The following is a 21,841-nucleotide window of genomic DNA, read 5'->3' as shown; positions in this document are numbered from 1 at the left end:
ACAAAAAAGACAATGAATATTATAGAAACCCGCGATCTACATAAAGTATATGAAGGAGTAGTTCCTGTTCATGCGGTCAATGGAGTTGACCTTCAGATATCAGAAGGAGAATTCACTGCCATTGTTGGGCCTTCCGGTTCTGGAAAAACAACCCTACTCAACATCATCGGCGGTCTGGATCAACCCAGTTCTGGAAATATCCTTGTTGATGCAATTGACATATCCTCTCTGAGTCAAAATCAAATGATTGACTTTCGTCTTCAAAATATCGGTTTTGTATTCCAGGCCTATAATTTGATCCCCGTTTTGACAGCCAAAGAGAATGTCGAGTTCGTAATGCTCATGCAGAAAAGATCTAAAGCTGAACGAGAGCAAAGAACAGAGGAATTACTACATGCCGTTGGACTGGGAGATAAAATCAATACCCGTCCGAACCAGCTTTCAGGGGGGCAACAGCAAAGGGTAGCAGTTGCACGCGCTTTGGCATCCAAACCTAAATTTGTCCTGGCAGATGAACCAACCGCTAACCTGGATTCTCAGTCGACCACCCAATTGCTGGATATCATGGCAGAGTTAAATGAGAAAGAAAACATCACCTTCGTATTCTCAACCCATGATCAGCGGGTAATCGATAGAGCCAAAAGAGTCGTAACGCTCGAAGACGGAAAAATCGTTTCTGATGAACACAAAAACTAGCGCCCTTTTCCGCAAGTTTCTGTTTGTATTTCTCTGCCTAAATCTGTCATCTACATCAGGCTTCTCACAGGAAGAAGAAAGTAAATGGCAGTTGGGCGGCTATGTGAAATATTTACAAATAGCCACATTTGCTGGAGGAGATACGACAGGCACTTTCCCCTTGACAAATAGCTTTTTTCACAATCGTTTGAATCTGAAATATTATGCAAATGATTCCTGGACCATAGCTGTTGAAGCAAGAAATCGTTTATTTTGGGGGGAGCAAGTAAAGTTGGATCCAAGCTTTGGAGATCAAATCGATCCGGAAATTGGCTTATTGGATTTGTCTATCCGATGGGCTGATAGTAAAGACTTGCTCTTACATACTATTTTTGACAGAGCATATGTCAATTATGCTGCAGAAAAATGGGAGTTGAGGGTAGGACGGCAAAGGATCAACTGGGGAATCAATACCTTTTGGAATCCCAATGATCTTTTCAATGCCTTGAATTTCCTGGATTTTGATTATGAAGAAAGGCCAGGTAGTGATGCCATTCGTTTTCAGTATTATACAGGAGCAGTTTCTAGTATGGAATTGGCCTGGGCACCAGATGATACTCTTTCAAATTCGACGGCCGCAGCATTATATAAATTCAATATCAAAGGTTATGACTTTCAGGCTCTGGCAGGTTATTTCAGAGGCGACCTTGCACTTGGAGGAGGATGGGCAGGTAGTATAAAGAATGTAGGATTTAAAGGGGAAGGAACTGCCTTCATTCCTTTATCCCCTTCAACAGATTCTATCTCCTCGCTTAACTTCTCCCTGGGAGCTGACTATTCCTTTGATAATGGGATTTATATCACGGGAGGGATTCTCTATAATAGCAATGCGAAAAGGGCCAATGCATTAGGAGGACAGTCCAACCTATTCACGGCACTTCCTTCGGCCAAGAATCTATTCCCCTCCACCTGGACTTTTGCCGGTCAGGGATCAGGACAAATAAATCCCCTGATGACCTTTAGCATGGTTACGATTTATGCGCCTGATAATGATTTGACAATCCTTGTCCCTACCCTCACCTATTCTATCGTCGAGAATTGGGACCTGGATTTGATTGCGCAAAGTGTATTTGCAAGCGCCCCTACTTTAGGATATGGGCATGCAGCAAGTAGCGGATATATCCGATTGAGGTGGAGCTTCTAATCATAGGAATTAAAAAAGAGGGACAGAAATTATCTGTCCCTCTTTTTTATTATGCAAATCTCCTGCTATTTATTCAAGGAAAGTTTTCGCGTAATCTGTCTGTCATTGGCCCAAAGGGTCATAAGATAAATACCGCTTTGATGTCCTTCCAGATTTAACTGAATTTCACCAGCCTGCATATTTCTGGCCGGAGATTCGAAAACGGTTTGTCCGATCATATTACGAACTTCAATCCTTACTTCTTCAGGGCTATCCAGGTTTATATCCAATAAGAATACTCCATTACTAGGATTCGGGAATACAATTACCTGTGCGTTTAGAAGATCGTCCTGAATATTAGTCGTAGCAACGTTTACTTCTTGTACCAAAGTATCAGAACAAGGACCATTGTTTTGGCTGGCAACCAGTTGTACCATGTAAGTACCACCGTCCGCATAGGTATGTGTTGGAACTACATCTGTTGAGGTATTTCCATCCCCAAAATCCCATTCAAAAGTAGTACCGGTAGAATTATTGGTAAACATGACCGTTTGGTTTGTATCAACCGAAAATGAGAAGTCTGCTGATGACAAAGGACCGGAATCATACCTGTTCACTGCACTATCCTGACATAGTCGGCTATATCCCAGCTCAAAAACCTCTAATCTTGGAAAAGCTTCGGTAAGTGGGGAGTTATAAACAGTCACATAATCCCGGGTACCCCAGGTGGTTGGGCTATTTTGATCGACATTGTTCTGAATCCACAACCAGGTCGAATCAGGAGCACCATTTATCAGCGCATCTGCAGCGAAAACATTGTAGTAGGGATTGCCTGTCATAATGGAGCTTTGGTTATCAAAAATAGCCGCTTCTCCATGTGCGAGACAAGATGCATCATTGAGCTCGAAAGCAGGACTGATGCTATATTCTATATAAGGGTGCAATAGGTAATCTACATCCCAAACAACTGCTCCATTATTAGCAGTAATATTGGTTGCCGGAGTTAGTACAGCTCCTTGTGCAGTAACAAATACTACCCAGCCATCTTCAAAGCCACGGCCATCACCGGCAATATTGTTTTCGGTTAGATTATTTCTAAAAAGTCCTATCAAGTCATTGTTAGTAACTTCAATTTCAATGTAGAAGGTGTCGGTAACCGCAACTGGAGTTGGGAAAACAGCTGTATACCTTGTATCAGCCAAGGCAATGCTTCCACTTGGGTCATTGGTTCCCGCAGTATCTACCGTTACCGTAACAGTCGCCAAGGGATTGGTATAGTTGGGAGCCCCTCCATCATTAGAGGCATAGATATTAGCATTTACTGTAGTTGAAATTTGAGACGCATTCGTTGAATCGAAAACAAAAAATGCATAGAAATCAAATCCATTAACTACCGCTGATCCCCCTTGCGGGATAGAATATCTCTGCAAAGCAGTTGCAAATCTATTAGTAGCATTGCTAATTCCATCCAGTCCAAGACTTGTAGCCTTAAATAATGGGAATAAAGAAGTATCCGTACTACAGTCTATTGTTTTCTCAATATTCAGACTTCTATCTATATTCTTGATATTGCCTTTAAGAGAATTTAACTCAGCTGTAGAAGTAGTTTGCTTAAAGTTTTGAGGTGTATAATCAATTTGTCCCCCCTTCCAGAGTTTCTGTCCCTGGACATTTAGTATAACAAACAATAAAGAAAAAATAAGAGTAATTTTTTTCATTTGAATCGGCTTTGGTTAAATGTAAGATTAGGATAATAAAGCGTTAGTACGCTGGTTTATGTAGTTTAGATCTATTTTTGGAATCCAAAAATTAGGCATTTATTTGACAATAATCCCAAACAAAGACCCTAAATATTCATGAAAATATCGGCGATCATATTGGCAGCAGGCAGTTCTAGCAGATTGGGAAGAGCCAAGCAATTGCTAAAATACAAGAATAAGTCTTTTATTCAGCAACTTATAGATAAACTTGAAAAAGCGGGAATTTCCAAGCCCATAACCGTATTGGGGGCAAGATTCGAAAAAATATCCCAGCATATCAAGGATACGCAAATCAACACCCGAATCGTAGAGAACCCCAAATGGAAAGAAGGAATGTCAAGCAGTTTGATTGCAGGAATAAATTCTCTGGAAAAAGAGGTTGATGGAGTCCTGATCTGCCTGAGTGATCAACCCCTGATTCCCCTGTCTCATTACCAGCAACTCCTTGATTCATTCAAGGAGAATCAAAAGTTAATCACAAGCCTATATCAAAAGTCCGTAGGCGTCCCTGCAGTGATACCCCAAATTTATTTTCAGGAGATTTTGCAACTGGAAGGAAAAGCAGGCGCAAAATATATCTTAAAGAAATACCAAAAAGAAAGTATCCTCATCCCTTGTGAAGAAGCTGGATGGGACGTCGATACGGATGAAGATTATCGACGAATCGTGGATGCGAATTAATTTTTCTTGTTTATATTCGAAGGTCGAACATCAATCATCTGATCCTAAACATCAAAACATGAAATATACGGTAGTTGCGCTTTGCCTTTGCCTGCTTTTTATCCTATCTCCAAATCAAGGGCTAAAGGCACAGGATCCTTTACCTCCAAAGAGCGCTTCTGAAATCCAACATGCATTAAAGAAGCTTCAAATTCTGGGCAGTGTATTATATATCGCTGCACATCCGGATGACGAAAATACCCGCCTCATAGCTTATTATGCCAAAGGGAAAGGCTACCGAACTGCCTATCTATCTTTAACCAGAGGAGATGGAGGTCAAAATCTACTTGGAAATGAAAAAGGATTTGCGCTGGGCATTTTAAGAACTCAGGAATTGCTCCAGGCCAGACGTACTGATGGCGGAGAGCAGATGTTTAGCCGAGCCTATGATTTTGGCTATTCCAAAACGCCAGATGAAACCCTGAAGTTTTGGGATAAAGAAAAAGTACTCGCTGATGTGGTTTGGGCAATCCGTAAATTCAGACCAGATATCATCGTAACCCGTTTCCCCGGCATGGACAAAGGAGGAGGCGGTCATGGTCATCATACCAGTTCTCATTTATTAGCTGAAGAAGCATTTGAATTATCCAATGATCCTAAAGCCTATCCTGAGCAACTGAAGTTTGTTGAACCCTGGCAACCTAAGCGATTGTTTTGGAACACCTATTCATGGAGGGGAGAGCCCAGTGAAGAAGAAAAAGCCAAATACCTCGGACTTGACGTTGGAGCTTATGATCCTTTGTTGGGGAAAAGCTATGGGGAAATTGCAGCAGAAGCCCGCAGTATGCATAAATGTCAGGCCTTTGGAACCCTGAAATGGAGAGGAAGCCTTTTGCAATTTCTGGACCTTGAGCATGGAGAAAAAGCGGAGAAGGAAGCAATGGAGGGTGTAGATGTTTCCTGGGAACGTGTAAAGGGTTCGGGAAAACTAGCTCAGTTACTTGCCAAAGCTTATAAAGAATTCCAGGCAGAAGATCCTTCTGCCATTTTGCCTCATTTATTGGAGGCATATACCGAAATGCAAAAGCTCAAGGATCCCTGGGTCGAAGTAAAAATGAAGGAATTGAAAAGCCTCATTATTTATTGCTCAGGACTATGGTTTGAAGCAGGTTCGAAAAAACCTTTTGCAGCTAAAGATTCTGAAGCTGATTTTGCAATTTCAGCTTTAAGGAGAGGAAATTTCCCCATCAAATGGCTTTCAACTGAATTTCCATCCAGAGAGCTTAAGTTTGAAGCCGGTAAAGAGCTTCAGGCGAATGCAAAAATGGAAACGATAAACGAGACCCTTGACCTTAAAGGCCTACCTGTAAGTCAGCCTTATTGGTTGGTAGAAAAAGAAAGTCAGGGAGTTTTTCAGGTTAAAAATCAGGAACTGATCGGATTGCCAGAAAATCCACCCGCACTCACAGCCGTTTTTACCTTTGATTTTGATGGAGTGCAGATTCCCTTTGAAATTCCTGCTATCCATAGATATGCTGATCCAGGCATAGGCGAGCTTTTTCGCCCCTTTGTGATTACCCCTAAAGTAACCATCAATTTGGCCGAGAAAGTCTATCTCTTTGCTAACCAAAAGCAGCAGAAGGTGAAAATGCTGGTCAAATCTCAAGGAGGAAAGCAGCAAGCGGAAATTAGTTTTCAGGCGGCAGATGGTTGGAGTTTTAGTCCTCCAGTTGTGAAGTTGGAATTTGAAAAAGATGGGGATGAAAAAATAGTAGAGGTACTGGTAAGTCCTCCGGCTCAGCAAAGTGTAAGCACACTTTCTGTGATAGCTGAAATAGATGGAGAAAAAAGCTCCTATGGATTACAAAGTATTGAATACAATCATATTCCCACTCAAATGCTCTTCCCAAGAGCTGAGGCGAAACTGGTACAGGTAAATATTGAGAAAAGAGGAAACAAGATCGCTTACGTAATGGGATCAGGAGATGAGGTACCCGTCAGCCTGGAGCAGATTGGATATCAGGTAGATATCCTCGAAGATGATAAAGTAACCCTTGATAATCTAAGGCAGTATGATGCTGTGATTGCGGGAATTCGGGTTTACAATACCAACAAGCGAATGCCCTTTCTGGAAGAAAGAATCCTTGAATATGTGAAAGAAGGAGGTACTTATCTTGTCCAGTATAATACGACCTCCCGAAGAGGCCCAGCCCTCACTCCCGGACCATACGAACTAAAAGTTTCCCGGGATCGCGTGAGTCAGGAAGATGCACCAGTGAAAGTGTTGCTACCTGAGCATCCGGCCCTCAATTTCCCCAATAAGATCACTGAAAAGGATTTTGATGGATGGATACAAGAAAGAGGTCTTTACTTCCCAAATGAATGGGGAGAAGAATACGCAGCTTTATTGGAAATGAATGATAAAGGAGAAACGCCTAAGCAAGGCTCTCTCCTGGTTGCTAAATACGGAGAGGGTTATATGATCTATTCCGGTATTTCCTGGTTCAGAGAATTGCCCGCAGGTGTACCCGGTGCATACAGGCTTATTGCCAACCTGATCTCCCTCGGTAAAAAGAGCCGATAATCTAAAAAGAAAAACATGTCTAAGCCCGAAGAAAACCAGGATGAAGAATTGAGGAAAGTTCTTCCTTTTTTCAAGACCTGGAAAAGTCTATACATTTTTGTGATCGCCGAACTGGTAGTTCTGATCGTTTTGTTTTACCTGTTTAGTAATCACTACGCATGAGTTGGATCGACTGGATGGTATTGGGGGCAACGACCTTCTTTATCGTAGCATATGGCATTTGGAAAAGCTGGGGAGCCAGCAATCTCAGTGATTATGTACTCGCCAATAAAAGCATGAAATGGTGGACCATTGGTCTATCCATCATGGCTACCCAGGCAAGTGCGATCACCTTCCTTTCAACGCCCGGTCAGGGATATGATGATGGGATGGGTTTTGTGCAGTTCTACTTTGGGCTGCCGATTGCTGCAGTAGTATTATCTATTGTTGCCATTCCTCTCTATCATAGATTAAAGGTATTTACGGCCTATGAATTTCTGGAGAAACGCTTTGATCTTAAAACAAGAGGGGTTGCAGCTATCTTATTCCTGATTCAAAGGGGTCTTGCAGCTGGATTTACTATATATGCTCCAGCCCTTATCCTTTCCACTGTCCTTCCCTGGGATACGACCTGGGCCTGTGTATTGATAGGAGTAGTTGTAACTACTTATACTGTATTAGGAGGGACGCAGGCCGTTAGCCAAACCCAGAAACTCCAAATGGGTGTGATTCTGGCTGGGATGGTGATCGCCGGTGTGATGCTGGTCCTCAAACTGCCAGAAAATATTTCCTTCTCCAATGCTTTGGGCATTGCGGGGAAAATGGGCAAAATGGAGGTCATTGATTTCAATTTTGATTTAGAAAACCGATATAATGTCTGGTCAGGGATTCTGGCAGGAACTTTCCTCATGCTTTCCTATTTCGGCACAGACCAATCTCAGGTTCAACGCTATCTGGGAGGTAAATCCATTACCGAAAGCAGGATGGGATTGCTCCTCAATGGTTTGGTGAAAGTACCTATGCAATTTCTTATCCTCTTAGTGGGAGTATTGCTCTTTGTTTTCTATCAATTTGAACGTCCTCCTATAAACTTCAATAAGACTTCTACGACAATTGTCCAGAATAGCCAGTATGCAGATACTTATAAGCAGCTTGAAAATACCTATGCGGCTATTCATGCCAGACAAAGGGATGCCCTACAAGCCTGGGATGAGGCGCTTGATAATAATGATCAGGCTGCAGTTGAGCAAAAGCAAGCAGAGGCTCAATCCCTGGATGAGAACCTGAGTGAAGTGCGGGAGAAAGCAAAGATTCTGATTGCAAAAGCAGAAATGCTGAATGCAGGTGAATCTATTACAAAATACGAAGAAGCAGAAGCATATATTCTTGAGTCTCAATTGGCAAATAGTGTCGACAGCCTTCAACTAAAAGAAGCGGAGTCAAATATCCAGGAACTCAAAGATAATTTGAAGCGAGATTCAGATAGAATTTTCCTCACCTTTATCCTGGATCATCTACCTGTAGGGGTAGTCGGTCTCCTTATCGCCATGATTCTGGCTGCTTCTATGTCTTCCACTTCCTCAGAACTGAATGCATTGGGCACAACTTCCGTGGTCGATATATATAAACGCATGTTGGTGAAAGACAAGGATGACAATCATTATCTCAATGCCTCCAAAGGGCTTACCATTATGTGGGGCGTATATGCTATAGGTTTCTCTCTATTTGCCGATCAACTTGAAAACCTCATACAGGCAGTAAATATCCTGGGCTCTTTGGTATATGGTACCATCCTGGGGATTTTCATGGTTGCCTTTTTTATGAAAAGGATACAGGGAACAGCTGTTTTTTATGCGGCGATTCTGGCTGAGTGTATCATACTTTATATGTATTTCTTCCAGCCTAAAGCCCTGGCTTTCCTTTGGTATACTCCTTTGGGATGTTTCACGGTAATGATCTTCGCATATATTTTCCAAACATTTCTACCCAGAGCAGAAGTTAAAGAATTAGATGACATTTGATTATATAATCGTTGGGGCTGGCTCCGCGGGTTGTGTACTTGCTAATCGACTATCTGAAGATCCTCAGGCAAAGGTATTATTACTGGAGGCAGGAGGAAAGGATCAAAAGTTTGAGATCCATGTACCCAGTGCATACATAAAATTGCATCGCTCTAAAGTAGACTGGGCCTTTGAAACAGTCCCTCAACAGCATGTAAACAATCGTCGCATGTTTCAGCCTCGGGGAAAAGTACTTGGAGGATCAAGTTCTACGAATGCGATGGCTTACATCCGGGGGAATGCCCTCGATTATGATGATTGGGCTGCCATGGGAAATCAAGGATGGGCGTATGAAGAAGTACTTCCTTTTTTTCGAAAAGCAGAATCCAATGCCGAACATTTAGATAACTATCATGGCAAAGAAGGTCCCCTTTATGTTGGCAGTAATCCCGCCTATCAATCTCCCTTAGGTGGCGTTTTTCTGGATGCCTGCAAAGAATATGGATTAAAGGCAAATGATGACTTTAATGGAGAAAAACAGGAAGGTTATGGTTTTCTTCAGTTCACTATCAAAAACGGGCGTAGATGGAGTACAGCCAGTGCTTATCTCAAACCCGTTTTATCTCGACCCAACCTAACGGTTATAACCCATGCTCATGCCAGTGCTCTGATACTGGAAGGAAAGAAAGTCAAAGGCATCGAATTTTTGCACAAAAAAAAGAAGCAAAAACGGGCATATGCCAATGAAGAGGTAATTCTCTCTGCAGGTGCTTTCGCCTCCCCTCAACTCCTGATGCTTTCCGGAATCGGACCCGAAGAGGAACTGAAAAAGCATGGTATCCCCCTACATCACAAACTGCCCGGAATAGGACAAAATTTGCAGGATCACCTCATTTTAGGAATGGGAATAATTGCTCGACCCAAAGGGTCCTCTCTTAATACCCAGGAATCCCTAAAAAACTACCTGAAATATTTGCTATTCAAAAAAGGTCCCCTTGCTTCCGGTCCATTAGAAGCCAATGCCTTTTTAAAAACTCAGCCAGAACTTGACCGACCAGACTTGCAGCTACATTTTAGCCCTGCATTTGGTACTGACATGCACGATTATGATTCTATTCCGAAAAATCTGGATGGCTGTAGCATCTTCCCTACCCTGCTTCGTCCTGAAAGCAAAGGGGAAATTCGTCTATACTCAAATGATCCATTTGCAGCCCCAAAGATAGACCCACGCTATTTTGAAGAGAAAAAAGACTTCGACACCATGTTAGAAGGAGCACGGATAGCGCGGGATTTGTTCTTTAGCCAGGCATTTTCGCAAAACCGCAAGCGATTAGCCTTTCCGGAAACCTATAAAAGCGACGAAGATTTAAAGAAACATATACTCGAGCATGTTCAAAGTTGCTACCATCCTGTGGGTACTTGTAAAATGGGGAATAAAGCAGAGTCGGTAGTTGACGCCAAGCTGAGAATCAGGGGCTTAGAGGGAATAAGAATTGCAGATGCTTCTATCATGCCACAAATCATATCAGGTAACACGAATGCTGCTGTTATCATGATTGCCGAAAAAGCTGCGCAAATGGTCAAAAACGACGATTCTGAGCAAAAAATCGCCCTAAATAGTATGCGTGAAGGGTCTGATGTAAGGAATTAGCAGGAATTGACAGGAAAAGCCAGGAAGTTTTAAGTTTTATTTGGAGGAATTATGTCGGATTTTAAATAAATTCGATATAGATAAAGTTATAATCATGTAAACACGATTGGGGTCATTAATTTTTTAGTTTTTAAACGCGCATTCTTGAATTAACCTGTTAGACTGAGTGCGAAGAATAGTATTCAGTCGAAGACAAATTGCTTTTGTTTCATTTACGCTTTTGTTAACCAAACAATTATCACCTTTACCCCTAGCTCTATGGTTCGTAAAACCTTATCGCTCTTTGCTCTCTTTACGATTGTCCTGACCGTTCTTTCAAGCGGACAATCCCTGCCTTTTAAAGATGGATCATTCCAGGAGATCCAGGCAATTGCTTCAAGCAAGCAACAACCCTTCCTTATTTACCTTTTTAAACACAACTCCAAGGAACATCGGAAGATGCTCAGAAAGACTTGGGCGAATAAACAGGTACGCAAGTATCTGGCCCAACACTATCAAGTAGGTCGAGTAAATGTATTTTCCGGGAAGAAAGATGCTCAATTGGTGCAAAAACACCAGGTATTCAAACTTCCCACTACCCTGGTTTTTACCCCTGAAGGTAATTTGATAGGAAAAGTACAGGGTTTTGCAGCTTCAGCTTCCCTCAGAAGTATATTGGAGAAGCATGAAAAGTTTATTGCCGAAAGACAGGTAGAAACGGTAGAAATCCCCTCTCTTATTGCGGCCGCTCCTGCTGCTTCGAATCAAAGCGAGGTGATCCCAAATATGCCTGCTGTTTCAGTAAGTCGGTCCCAAACCCAAACAAAGTCAACAAACAACTCAGTCTCACGTGGGCAAGAAGTAAAAGAAGCTGTCAAAGCGGCTCCTTTAAGGCAAGTAAGCCGAGGACAATCCCTCTTACACCTTGATGTGCCGGGTATGCATGAGTATAGTCTCATGAATAAACAGCAAGCAAGAGAAGCAGATCAGTCTCTGGGCTTACTGATTGGAAGCTACACCAGCTATAAGCAGCTCCGTCAAATGGTCAGTCGCTTCCAACGGGTGTGGAAAGGAAATATGTGGGTCTTTGCCGAGGAAGTGAACCAGATTCCTGTTTATAAATTGGTACTGGGAAATTACACTTCACGTGAGGAGGCTGAAATTTATGCCCATGTCATTTACAAGATCGATAAATCAAATCCATCGATCCTCGATCTTGATCAATTAATAAATTAGATTTTTTTGAATGGTTGAATAGGTGCAGGATGTTTAATCCCTGCGAATTGCTTAGTGTTTAAAAGCAAATTGATGAAACCCAAACAAAGCCCATGAAATAGTACCTATTGTAGGAATAAGGCGTGAAATTATTCACGCCTTTTCCTTGTTTATTTCGTAACTTGCATACCATAATCTTGTTCCACGAAACGCTGCATGTACTTATATCGGATTCTTTTAGCTGCACTATTGATATTTTTTATCGGGGGCTTTGTACCAGTTCCTCAGGATTGGAGTGATCAGCAAGAAACCGAATTGAGCCAAAGTCTCCAGCTTAAGAAAATCATTAGAGGAAACATCCGGCCAAAATCTATTGTGTATTCAGGCAATGGGAGATTTTTCGCCCAAAACATGATGTATCGTCATAGCATTACAGTTTATGACCGAAACTATACTCTTCTGAAAACCATCAGAGATCAGGTCAATCCCAAAAAATTGGGGCAGGAAGACTTACCCTCCAGTCTCAAAGGTTCTCCCGTAGAAGTTGCATTCGATAAAGAAGGAGTTTATGCCTATGTCAGCAATTACAAAATGTATGGACCCGGATATAACAATCCCGGACAGGATAATTGCGTCATCAGTGAGACCTACGACCCCAGCTTTATTTACAAAATAAATACCCAGTCCCTAGAAATAGAATCCATGATAGAGGTGGGTTCTGTACCAAAGTTTCTGTCAGTTAGTCCCAATGGAAAAATCCTCTTGGTTTCTAATTGGTGCAGTGGGGATTTAAGTGTTATTGACCTGGAAACCGAAGAAGAGTTACGCAGGATCAAACTGGGGAAATACCCCAGAGGTATAGCCATTGATTCAAAATCCAGTTTCGCCTATATCAGTATTATGGGAGAAGATGAGATTGCAGTACTGAACCTGCTGGACTATTCCATGAACTGGATGGATGCTTATGGAAAGACGCCCAGACATCTTATACTTGACCCCTCAGACCGCTTTTTATATGTAAGCTTGAGTAGAGAGGGAGAAGTAGCAAAAATTGATCTGGTTAAAAGAGAATTGGTAAAAAAAATAAATACAGGTAAAGAAGCCCGGAGCATTACCCTTTCCGGAAATTCCAACTACCTCTATGTCGTCAATTATGAAGACGATAAATTGAGTAAAGTTGCCACAGACAGCATGGTAGTTCTGGAAGATATCAAAACCCATGAAAAACCTATTGGTATTACCTTCGACCCGGTAAGCAAACTCATCTGGGTCGCCTGCTATACCGGTAGCATCATGGTATTTGAAGATGCAGATTTGTTGGAAGATGAATGGGCAGACATTCCCTTAGAATCTCCGGATCTGGCTTCAAATCCTCCAGCTGTACAGGAGAAAAGAAAACGACCCAGTTCCTTTTATTATGTACCCAGAAAAAGAACAGCTGTTGATCCCACTTTTTATGTATACAGGGAAAAAAGCATAGAAGAAAGCCCTGATACTCCCCTTAAGAAAGCGGACACGAATAAAATTAACCAGGCGCCTCAAAGGCAATTGGCAAGCAAAGAAAGCAAACAAAAAAACCCAAGCAATGCCCGGCTTCCGGAAATGGCCCTCAATCGAGCCCTGGAAACCCAATCCTATCATGTTATCGTTGGCAGTTATCAAAATGATCGATCTGCGCAAAAGAAAGCCCGCGAGCTTTCAAAAGATGGCTATGATACCAAGGTACTTCCTAATGAACAAGGAGGTTTCAGAGTGAGTGCTGGCAATTATTCTGCGAAAGAGCTTGCAAGTGATGCAGCCAAAGATTTTCGCAAGAAAACCGGTATACAAGCCTGGGTGCTCAAACAATGATGACCAAAGAATTTGATGTTGCAATTGCAGGAGCCGGTCCGGGCGGTGTAGCAGCAGCCCTTAAATTGGCTGAGACAGATTTGTCCGTAATCCTGCTTGAAAAGGATGTTTTCCCCCGAGATAAAATTTGTGGCGATGCCTTAAGCGGCAAGGTGCTGGACGCATTGAGAATGATTGATCCTTCCTACAAAGAATCCCTTTATCAATTTTCGGAGAAACTGGATACCTGGGGCATTCGCTTCTTTGCCCCGAATAAAAGAGCCCTGGATATACCTTTCTATAGCAAGCGAACTGCAGAAAGCAGGTCCCCTGGTTTCATCAGTAAAAGAATAGCGTTTGATAGTTTTCTCTTCAAATTGATTCAGGAGAAAAAGAATATCCAAATTAAACAGAACTTCAAAGTCCAGGAAGCTCGACGTGAATCAGGAAAGATTTGCTTATCAAATGGAAAAGAGGATATCCAGGCCAAGATCGTAATTGCAGCTGATGGTGCTCAGTCCAGATTGAGCAAGCTCCTCGCGGACGAGAAGATGGATAAAAAGCATCATAGCGCAGGAATCCGGGCTTATTATAAGGGAGTCAAAGGTTTTAATGAAGAAAACTTCATTGAACTCCATTACCTCAAGGATTTACTTCCCGGCTACTTATGGATTTTTCCCCTGGACAAAGATATGGCTAATGTGGGTCTGGGTATGCTCAGTGAACATGTGAGCAAACACAAGATCAATCTCAAAAGCAAACTCCATGAACTAATAGAAAATCACCCTCATCTCAAAGAGCGCTTTGAGGATGCTGAAATGGTGGATTCCATCAAAGGATTTGGATTACCTCTGGGCTCAAAAAAGAGAAAGATATCAGGAGATAATTATATGTTGGTGGGAGATGCGGCCTCTTTAATTGACCCTTTCACGGGAGAAGGTATCAGCAATGCCATGATGAGTGGAATATTTGCAGCAGAATGGGCTCAGAAATCGATCAGCGATCAGGATCAATCTTCTTCCTTTTTCCAGAAGTATGATGCGGAAGTATATAGACGCCTGGGTAAAGAACTGGACCTAAGCTACAAAATGCAAAAACTGGTGCGCTTCCCCTGGTTATTCAATTTCATCGTCAACAAAGCCAATCGAAATCCTTCTCTCAGAACCATGTTTACCATGATGTTTGAGAATCTCGATATCCGAAAAGAACTCTCTAAACCTTCTTTTTACTGGGATCTGATCTTCAAATAAAGGGAGTGCAACTTTTCAATAAAAGGGACAAGCATAAGCAGCAAAAAGAAAAAAACAGGAAGCGAAAATCTTGAAGCTCCCATGACTCCAGTTACAGCTGCGAGGTAAATCACAGGAAGCCAAATATAAAGCCGGGACCTAAGGGGAATTTCTTTCTGAAAAGGGAAAGCCAAAAGCCCGAGAAACTTTATCCCATTGATTAGCAGCACTCCAAATAGTAAAAAGAGAATCCCCAGGGGCTGCCGAGCTAAATAATTCCAAATTCCACGATAACCATCTTTTCCAAAAGTAGCCATCAATCCTTCTCCAGCCGAAGCTTTTATCCCAAAGAAATGATACACATCAAATCTCCCCGGATCCAGAAAGAAATTTAGCATGCCCCGCACTTGAAGTTTTATAAAAGTTCCCGGATAGCGAAAGAGGACTTCCCTGTTTTTTTCGCTCCAATACTTTTGTTCTTCTTTAAAACTCTCCTTTTTTCGAGCTTCAACATGAAAATGATCGATGAGACTATCCGCTTTTTCTACTTCCATCTCCTGTGAAAGGATATAAGTAACGGGATATTGCAACAAATTGATATTCTGAACACTTGAAACGTGTAGGTAATCTGTCTGTAAATAATTTCTCCATGAATAGGAAAAGAGAACAATCAGGGGAATAAGGGCTGTTAGAAAAAAATAACTTTTTCTTTTTCTAACTCCACGAAACAAAAAATACAAAGCATGGACAGGAATGAATAAATATAGTACAGGCTTTGTTAATAGGGCTGCCGCCAAACAACATGCATGCAAGAGAAAATATTTTTTTGAATCTTCTTTTTCTCCTTTCAACAAATAAAATAAACTAGCCGTTAGCAAAAGCTGAAAGAGGCTTTCACTCATGATCAAGTTGGCATAAATAAATTGGGCAGGGTAAAAGAAAAGGCATGCAATAAGCAGATAAGGGATATTTTTATCGGGATACAAGAGTTGGTAAATCTTTAAAAAAAGCCCGATAGAGAGCAAACTGATAAGATTTTGCAGAATAAGGCCGATTATCCAGCTTTCATTTAAGATATATGCAGGGAGTAAGAAGGCAGGATATAGGGGAGGTCTACGGCTAAAATTCCCTTCATACAAATTCCCTTCATCCATTTCAGCGGAATATAGACTTTGCTTTTCCCATAGGTTTTTACTGGCTTGTATATAGTCCTCAGAATCGACTAAAAAGTAGCCCCCTTCGAATCCCTGGTAAAGGAGAAAGCAGAAATGGATAAGAATCATTCCAATCCAGAGATATTTGGTACGACCATTGCTCATGAAACATAAAGTAAGTAATCCCAGAAAGCCTCTCCAAATCAGGAATAGAATTCGTATATTGCAAGTATATAGGATTGGATTGGGAAATAGCCAATGAACGAAACCTCTAACATTAAAGAAAGGCACGAACATGATGCCTGGTTAAATGCGTGTGAGCAAGATACCCTTACCGCATACCTGAGGTTCCTATCCCAATTCCCAAATAGTAATTACCGAGAATCCGCGATCCAGAGAAGAGAAGAACTCGAGGAAGAAAGGGCCTGGCGAATAGCTCAAAGAAGCGACCGGATTTACACCTATGAAAAATTCCTGGATGATTACCCCAATGGTAAATTCGCAAAACTCGCGGGGAAACGAATCATCAAACTTGAGAAAAATCAATTAAAGAAGCCTCAGGAAGAAACCGGCAATTCAGCAGAAATTCAACTGGAGGAGTTGGCTCTGGAAGAAGCCACCAACCTTGACAGCATAGCTGCCTATAATCATTTCCTGAAAAGTTTCCCTCATAGTGCTTATGGAAAGCAAATTCGGGAGCGCATGCACCAGCTGGAATCTCGCCTGGCTGTTCAATACCGATTTCTGGAAATAGAATTGCAAAATTGGGAACGAGCAGACAAATTAAATACAGCACTCGCCTATCGGGATTTTCTGGAAAAATTTCCTGCAGGAAAATTTTCAAATTTAGCTGCCCAGCGTCTGGAGGCATTTGGAGAAAAAGTAGTCAGAAAAGCAATTCCTAATAAGACTGAGCCAGAAAAAATAGCCATCAATCCCAATTCCAGTCCTCTATTTGAAATTATCAAGCAACATAAAAAAGAAAAAGACATAGAAGAGAAAAGTGCCATGAGCCTTGCCTATGTATGGCTTGCACTTTTTGTTATCAATGCTGCAGTTGTTTTTTTACTGGCTCCTGTTTTTCTGCATTTTGTGATGGCACTTGCCCTCTTATCCGCGGGCTATTTTATGTATACCCGAAGCAAACAACTGAGTAATCGGGAACTAAGCATATACGGCTATGGTATTTGCCTGGCTGTATGGGTATCCAGCAATGAGCTTTTTGGCTTTTTGGGATTTCAGCCAGTCCTTTGTTGGGTATTTGCAAGCGTAATTGCATTGGGTGCTCTCGTGATCCTACTTAAATATGTAGAAGGATTTAACCTCCCTCAAAAAGAAGCCAAACAGCAATAAGCCTTTTCTCAAGGCTTTAGATTTCTTTTTTCAGTATTTTTCTCCTTATTTTCAGGAAAATTCACACAATATGCCGGACTTTCTGCCCGAACCTACTACGATAATTGTCAATACTTTATTCATCCTATCCTACATCGGCTTATTCTTTTTTGCCAAATGGCTGAAAGGAGCATTCTCGAGTTATAATTTGGATGAACAACTTACCCACTATGACAATAATGCTGTATCTGTAAGTACCGCAGGTTATTTTGTGGGGGTCACAGCTGTATTTATAGGAGCCATTGTTGATCCAGCCCCTAATCTTACCCTGGCTGAAAGAGCCGCTATCAGTCCCAATATATCTGCCTTCGATATGGATACTTTTCTGGATCTTTCCCTTTCGGTGGGAATAGCCATAGCAGGTATCCTCTTACTGCATGGAGCCAGGCTTGTCAATCGCAAACTGATTCTGACAGAGTTTTCAGTTGATAAAGAGATCATTAAGGACCAGAATCCCGGAACGGGCGTAGTTGAAGCTGCCTCATATATAGCCTCAGGTTTAATTATAGCTGGAGCCCTACATGGGGAAGGGAGTAATCTCTTTATTTCTCTCGTTTTCTTTATTCTCGGTCAATTGTGTCTTATTCTCTTTGCGAGGATCTATGCAAAGCTTACTCCTTATTCAGTCCATGACGAAATAGAGAAAGATAATCTTGCTGCGGGATTGGGATTTGCCGGGGGATTGATCTCTATCGGTATCATTGTTATGCAAGCAGTCTCCGGCAACTTCAGCGGATGGGTAGAAGACCTTAGCTTGCTTGCGGTAGAAGTTCTGGTGGTTTTTGTTTACCTGATTGCTGTCAGATTTATATTCGACAAATTTATCCTGCGCAACTCTGACCTGAATACAGAAATAGCTCAGGATCAAAATATAGGAGCAGGCCTTTTGGAAATGGTAGTAGCCATTTGCTTCTCCCTGGTTCTTTTCTTCATCATATAGTATGGCCAAAATCAATCTGGATCTTGGAGACAAGGCATTCCAGCAGTATGCTCACAATCCTGAGAACTACATCCTCCACGTAGATTTAGCTGCAGCCGTGGAAGTTGCAGTAGCTTTGGGACAACCTCTGCTATTGACGGGAGAACCCGGAACAGGAAAAACTCGTCTTGCCCATAAGATTGCCTGGGATCTTTCAAGGGATCATGAGAATTTTTTACCAGAACCCCTCGTCTTCCATACGAAAACAGCTTCCAAGGCCCAGGATCTTTTCTACAATTACGATGCGCTTCGGCATTTCCATGATGCGAACCTCAGCAAAGCGGCTGGAACAGAAGCTCCTGAGAGTTCAAATTATATTGACCTTAGAGCTATGGGAAAAGCCATTGCCCTTAGTAATGCAGATGAGATAAAGAAGGGTACTTTTATATCAGAGAAAGCCCCTAAAAGTTCTGTTGTTTTAATTGACGAGATCGATAAAGCTCCCAGAGATTTCCCCAATGACATTCTCCACGAGATTGAGAACAATAGTTTTGAGATCAAGGAATCCAATAATCACATCATCCGAAAAGGGAATAAAGGGAAGATCATTGTCATCATGACCAGCAATTCTGAAAAGAATCTGCCAGAACCCTTTTTGCGAAGATGTGTGTTTTACCATATCCCTTTCCCCAAAAGAAAACAATTAACAGAAATAGCCTTAAGTCAATTAGGGAAAAGATCGGACTATGCAGATGAAGACCTCATCCTGCATTTTGAAAAGATCAGAGAACTGGTGAAAAAGAAAAAACCGGCAACCGCCGAACTTATTGCCTGGTTGCGTATATTAGAGTTAAACGAATTTCTGAAAGAAGGCCTCAATTTTAGACGGTTGAGTCCCCGACAGAAAAGCATCCTTAAGCTCAGTTATTCCGTATTAGCTAAGAACAAGGAAGACCTAAATCGTATCCAAAATCTATAAGTCCCATGAAACTCCCACTCAGTAGCCTCCTTACCAAGCTCGAGCAATATGGCATTCACCTAAGCCCCTCAGAGCAATTGAAGGTACAGGAAGTTCTACAAAAACTGGGAGCCGATTACCTGGGCCAAGCCGAAAAATTAAGTCAAATCCTGAGTCCTGTTATTGCAAAGAATGTAGAAGAACAGGAAAAGTTCAAACATGCTTTTAAGGCTTATCATACAGAATTGAAAGAACTTGCTCCAGTCGCTACGGAGGATTGGGAGTTTCCGGATAAAGAAGTCATAAAAAAAGAGCTCAATAAAAAGCGAATCGGACTGTATGCACTGGCTGTTTTATTTCTGATTGGAACCTATGCTTTTCTCCTCTACCAACAAACTCCTTCCGATTATGTAGCTCCTCTTCCACCAAGTGAAAGCAATGAAATCGTAAACATACTGGAAAATGCTTCTGAAAACCTAAACATCATAAAAAGACAGGAAGAAACTTCTTCAGATCAGTTAGCTACCCAAAGCAGTAAGGAAAAGTCTGATAAATTAGTAGAATTTGACTTTCATCCCGGCCCTAGACATGTAATTGCTTCTGAAGCTTTTGATTTCATCATAGAAAGCCCACAAGACCTAAGTCAATATGAGCTACGCTGGGATTTTGGAGACAATACCTCTTCCCAACTCTTGAAACCCAAACATCTTTATAAAGATCCGGGCATCTATACTGTAAGACTTAGCATAGGAGACGAAAGTAAAATAATGAGTCTGCCTGTGTATGATTTAGCAGTAGATCATATTGCCTACAACAATCAGCAACTTCAGGAGCAAGTCGACAAATTAACGATGATCAAATGGTCTGTTTTTCTCTTGGCGCTTGTGTTGATTATTGGCGTAGAGTCCTACCTTGAAAGTCTGAAACATAATCAATACAGCTTCCATTTCAAGCAATTTTTCCAATCAGGTTCAGAAGCTCCTTACAGCCTTCCTTATCCGGATTGGGAAGAAGAATTGCAAGCAGAAGCTGGCATGTATAGTTTGGCCGAGAAACTCAAAAAAAGGAGGGCCTCCGAAAACTTGCAACTGGACATCAAGCATACCCTTTATGAAACGGTTCGGAGCGGAGGATTTCCGGCTTTGGTCTATGAGGCAGAAAAAGAGAGTTGTGAATACCTGGTTTTGATAGACGAAAGTGGACCTTCGGACCATCTGGCTGAATTATTTGAGCAATTGATGCTCCTCTTGAAAAAAGAAGAGGTTCCCATTGTCAGTTTCCGTTTCCGAAATGATCCTCGTTTTTGCTATAACGAAGACTTTCCGGAAGGCATAGAACTAGACTTAATAGATAAAAAGATACGGGCAGATAGGTTGTTGATTTTCAGTAAAGCTTCTTACTTGATAGATCTTAAGACTCATCAATTGGCTGATTGGGCGGAAAGCAGTTTTGAAGCCTGGTCTGAAAAAGTAATTCTCACTCCAGAGCCTATCAATTCCTGGGGATTTAGAGAAAGGGAATTGCAGGGACAATTCAAGGTCCTGGAAGCAAACCTTAGTCAACAGGAAGGAATCCTGGAAGCCTTATTAGCTGATGATATTCAGGATTTCGAGAGCATGAAATCGGAAGCACTGGCTAGCAGTAATGCTAAACCCCCGCTGGAGGATTATGATTTTGAATCCAAAGAAGATCTACAAGATTATCTGGGAGATGCTTTATACAAATGGGTAACCGCAAGCATGCTTTCGGCCGAACCTTCCTGGGCCATGACCTTGAAAATCGGAAAAGCCCTTGATAAAGCATCCGGTCTGGAAACAGATGCCAATAAACTGGTTTCTTATGACAAGCTCCTTAAACTCAGTCGTATCCCCTGGATGCAAAGCGGAGAAGCTCCTTTGCAGCTTAAAAAAGACTTGCTAAAGGAACTTGATCCACAAACCGAAGAGCTTGCCAGACAAGCCATTCTTGAGCTTTTGGAGGAAACGGAAGTACCTCCAGGTTCGCAAGCTTATCAACAAAAACAAATTCAGAAAAGCATACATGAAGCGGCCCTGTATCCGGAGGATCAAAAACTTCAGGAAAAGCTGCGCTTTCTATGGAGCCATAATATGTTAAACAGCTCTATGCAAAGTCTCATGAAGCGAAACTCCAGCTGGAGCATAAGCGACTACCTCAGCAAATACAATCGCTTTATCAGTCCCGCACTTCTCAGCCTGATCCTGGGAGCCTTTCTGGCTTTTTCAGCTGTTCAAAGCAAAAAGTACAGCGATCAGCATTTATTTGATAAATATTTCGATTCATTTCATGGACCTACAGAAGTGTTTGGCATAAGTAAGCAGGATCTTAATTCCCTGCATGAGGCCGATAGATTTCGCTTCGCAATGGCTGCTTTTAGCAATGGGGATTATGAAGACGCAAGCGAAGTTCTGGAGAATAGTCAATTGGATGGTTTTGCTTCTGAGCTCAAAGACTGGTATTTATCTTTGGCATATTTAGCAAAAGGAGAAAGCGAGATAAGCCAAAGCCATCTTCAGCGAATCAAAAGCGATCCCAACAATAGGTACTATTTTCAGGCAAAAAGCCTTTCTCGGGACCTGAACAATTTCTGGCGCTTTTAACTATGTTTAATAACTACTTAAAAGCATAGGAAAAGCCTTGCTAAGCTGCTTTTCC

Annotated in this window: 16 protein-coding genes; 14 read left to right on the top strand and 2 right to left on the bottom strand. The window is 41.8% G+C overall.

Features of this window, described 5'->3' with window-relative positions; all coding sequences use genetic code 11:
• The first annotated feature begins 12 nt into the window (after positions 1 to 12).
• Both R8P61_10340 and R8P61_10335 read left to right on the top strand, forming a co-directional pair.
• Complete coding sequence (locus tag R8P61_10340) at positions 13 to 696, top strand: ABC transporter ATP-binding protein (GenBank protein MDW3647454.1); 684 nt, start codon at positions 13 to 15, stop codon at positions 694 to 696.
• Entirely contained in the window at positions 680 to 1,879 is a 1,200-nt protein-coding gene (locus tag R8P61_10335; protein ID MDW3647453.1) for a hypothetical protein, read from the top strand. The genes R8P61_10340 and R8P61_10335 overlap by 17 nt, the downstream gene beginning before the upstream one ends.
• Before the next feature lie 65 nt (positions 1,880 to 1,944).
• On the opposite strand, the gene R8P61_10330 is transcribed toward R8P61_10335, so the two are convergent.
• Positions 1,945 to 3,576 (bottom strand): PKD domain-containing protein, encoded by a 1,632-nt coding sequence (locus R8P61_10330; protein MDW3647452.1) that lies wholly within the window; start codon positions 3,574 to 3,576, stop codon positions 1,945 to 1,947.
• A gap of 138 nt (positions 3,577 to 3,714) precedes the next feature.
• On the opposite strand from R8P61_10330, the gene R8P61_10325 reads away from it, so the two are divergent.
• The 8 genes from R8P61_10325 to R8P61_10290 all read left to right on the top strand — a co-directional run bounded on the left by R8P61_10325 (position 3,715) and on the right by R8P61_10290 (position 14,766).
• The gene (locus R8P61_10325) at positions 3,715 to 4,299 is read left to right on the top strand and encodes a nucleotidyltransferase family protein (GenBank protein MDW3647451.1); all 585 of its coding nucleotides are present in this window, start codon (positions 3,715 to 3,717) and stop codon (positions 4,297 to 4,299) included.
• Positions 4,300 to 4,357: 58 nt separating this feature from the next.
• Positions 4,358 to 6,862 carry a PIG-L family deacetylase gene (locus R8P61_10320; GenBank protein MDW3647450.1) on the top strand — a complete coding sequence of 835 codons (2,505 nt, stop codon included), beginning with the start codon at positions 4,358 to 4,360 and terminating at the stop codon, positions 6,860 to 6,862.
• 15 nt (positions 6,863 to 6,877) lie between these two features.
• Positions 6,878 to 7,024 carry a hypothetical protein gene (locus R8P61_10315; GenBank protein ID MDW3647449.1) on the top strand — a complete coding sequence of 49 codons (147 nt, stop codon included), beginning with the start codon at positions 6,878 to 6,880 and terminating at the stop codon, positions 7,022 to 7,024.
• Entirely contained in the window at positions 7,021 to 8,862 is a 1,842-nt protein-coding gene (locus R8P61_10310) for a sodium:solute symporter (protein MDW3647448.1), read from the top strand. The genes R8P61_10315 and R8P61_10310 overlap by 4 nt, the downstream gene beginning before the upstream one ends.
• Positions 8,852 to 10,492, top strand: coding sequence for a GMC family oxidoreductase N-terminal domain-containing protein (locus R8P61_10305; GenBank protein ID MDW3647447.1), 1,641 nt, complete (start codon positions 8,852 to 8,854; stop codon positions 10,490 to 10,492). Before R8P61_10310 ends, R8P61_10305 begins: the two co-directional genes overlap by 11 nt.
• A 258-nt stretch (positions 10,493 to 10,750) precedes the next feature.
• On the top strand, positions 10,751 to 11,707 hold the full coding sequence (locus R8P61_10300; protein MDW3647446.1) for a hypothetical protein: 957 nt from the start codon (positions 10,751 to 10,753) through the stop codon (positions 11,705 to 11,707).
• A 195-nt stretch (positions 11,708 to 11,902) separates the two neighbouring features.
• Positions 11,903 to 13,537, top strand: coding sequence for a beta-propeller fold lactonase family protein (locus tag R8P61_10295; GenBank protein MDW3647445.1), 1,635 nt, complete (start codon positions 11,903 to 11,905; stop codon positions 13,535 to 13,537).
• Complete coding sequence (locus tag R8P61_10290) at positions 13,534 to 14,766, top strand: geranylgeranyl reductase family protein (protein ID MDW3647444.1); 1,233 nt, start codon at positions 13,534 to 13,536, stop codon at positions 14,764 to 14,766. Before R8P61_10295 ends, R8P61_10290 begins: the two co-directional genes overlap by 4 nt.
• On the opposite strand, the gene R8P61_10285 is transcribed toward R8P61_10290, so the two are convergent.
• Positions 14,742 to 16,064, bottom strand: a complete 1,323-nt coding sequence (locus R8P61_10285) for a glycosyltransferase family 39 protein (protein ID MDW3647443.1) — start codon at positions 16,062 to 16,064, stop codon at positions 14,742 to 14,744. The genes R8P61_10290 and R8P61_10285 overlap by 25 nt on opposite strands.
• 93 nt (positions 16,065 to 16,157) lie before the next feature.
• On the opposite strand from R8P61_10285, the gene R8P61_10280 reads away from it, so the two are divergent.
• From R8P61_10280 to R8P61_10265, 4 genes are all read left to right on the top strand, one after another.
• A complete protein-coding gene (locus tag R8P61_10280) occupies positions 16,158 to 17,252 on the top strand; it encodes a hypothetical protein (GenBank protein ID MDW3647442.1) in 1,095 nt (364 codons plus the stop codon).
• Positions 17,253 to 17,322: 70 nt separating this feature from the next.
• Positions 17,323 to 18,231: a DUF350 domain-containing protein gene (locus tag R8P61_10275; protein ID MDW3647441.1), complete on the top strand. Its 909-nt coding sequence runs from the start codon at positions 17,323 to 17,325 to the stop codon at positions 18,229 to 18,231.
• 1 nt (position 18,232) lies between these two features.
• Positions 18,233 to 19,189 (top strand): MoxR family ATPase, encoded by a 957-nt coding sequence (locus tag R8P61_10270; GenBank protein ID MDW3647440.1) that lies wholly within the window; start codon positions 18,233 to 18,235, stop codon positions 19,187 to 19,189.
• A 5-nt stretch (positions 19,190 to 19,194) separates the two neighbouring features.
• Positions 19,195 to 21,786, top strand: a complete 2,592-nt coding sequence (locus R8P61_10265; protein MDW3647439.1) for a PKD domain-containing protein — start codon at positions 19,195 to 19,197, stop codon at positions 21,784 to 21,786.
• The last annotated feature ends 55 nt before the right edge of the window (positions 21,787 to 21,841 follow it).

The organism is Bacteroidia bacterium, from assembly GCA_033391075.1.
In the GTDB taxonomy this organism is placed as follows: Bacteria; Bacteroidota; Bacteroidia; order J057; family J057; genus JAWPMV01.
This window is presented reverse-complemented; position numbering and strand designations above follow the sequence as displayed.

What these genes read in the sequence shown, in the direction of transcription:
- R8P61_10295 (MDW3647445.1), top strand. Translation starts at nt 11,903, where the DNA reads ATGTACTTATATCGGATTCTTTTAGCTGCACTATTGATATTTTTTATC.
- R8P61_10330 (MDW3647452.1), bottom strand. Translation starts at nt 3,576, where the DNA reads ATGAAAAAAATTACTCTTATTTTTTCTTTATTGTTTGTTATACTAAAT.
- R8P61_10310 (MDW3647448.1), top strand. Translation starts at nt 7,021, where the DNA reads ATGAGTTGGATCGACTGGATGGTATTGGGGGCAACGACCTTCTTTATC.
- R8P61_10280 (MDW3647442.1), top strand. Translation starts at nt 16,158, where the DNA reads ATGAACGAAACCTCTAACATTAAAGAAAGGCACGAACATGATGCCTGG.
- R8P61_10270 (MDW3647440.1), top strand. Translation starts at nt 18,233, where the DNA reads ATGGCCAAAATCAATCTGGATCTTGGAGACAAGGCATTCCAGCAGTAT.
- R8P61_10320 (MDW3647450.1), top strand. Translation starts at nt 4,358, where the DNA reads ATGAAATATACGGTAGTTGCGCTTTGCCTTTGCCTGCTTTTTATCCTA.
- R8P61_10340 (MDW3647454.1), top strand. Translation starts at nt 13, where the DNA reads ATGAATATTATAGAAACCCGCGATCTACATAAAGTATATGAAGGAGTA.
- R8P61_10285 (MDW3647443.1), bottom strand. Translation starts at nt 16,064, where the DNA reads ATGAGCAATGGTCGTACCAAATATCTCTGGATTGGAATGATTCTTATC.
- R8P61_10325 (MDW3647451.1), top strand. Translation starts at nt 3,715, where the DNA reads ATGAAAATATCGGCGATCATATTGGCAGCAGGCAGTTCTAGCAGATTG.
- R8P61_10305 (MDW3647447.1), top strand. Translation starts at nt 8,852, where the DNA reads ATGACATTTGATTATATAATCGTTGGGGCTGGCTCCGCGGGTTGTGTA.
- R8P61_10335 (MDW3647453.1), top strand. Translation starts at nt 680, where the DNA reads ATGAACACAAAAACTAGCGCCCTTTTCCGCAAGTTTCTGTTTGTATTT.
- R8P61_10300 (MDW3647446.1), top strand. Translation starts at nt 10,751, where the DNA reads ATGGTTCGTAAAACCTTATCGCTCTTTGCTCTCTTTACGATTGTCCTG.
- R8P61_10275 (MDW3647441.1), top strand. Translation starts at nt 17,323, where the DNA reads ATGCCGGACTTTCTGCCCGAACCTACTACGATAATTGTCAATACTTTA.
- R8P61_10315 (MDW3647449.1), top strand. Translation starts at nt 6,878, where the DNA reads ATGTCTAAGCCCGAAGAAAACCAGGATGAAGAATTGAGGAAAGTTCTT.
- R8P61_10265 (MDW3647439.1), top strand. Translation starts at nt 19,195, where the DNA reads ATGAAACTCCCACTCAGTAGCCTCCTTACCAAGCTCGAGCAATATGGC.
- R8P61_10290 (MDW3647444.1), top strand. Translation starts at nt 13,534, where the DNA reads ATGATGACCAAAGAATTTGATGTTGCAATTGCAGGAGCCGGTCCGGGC.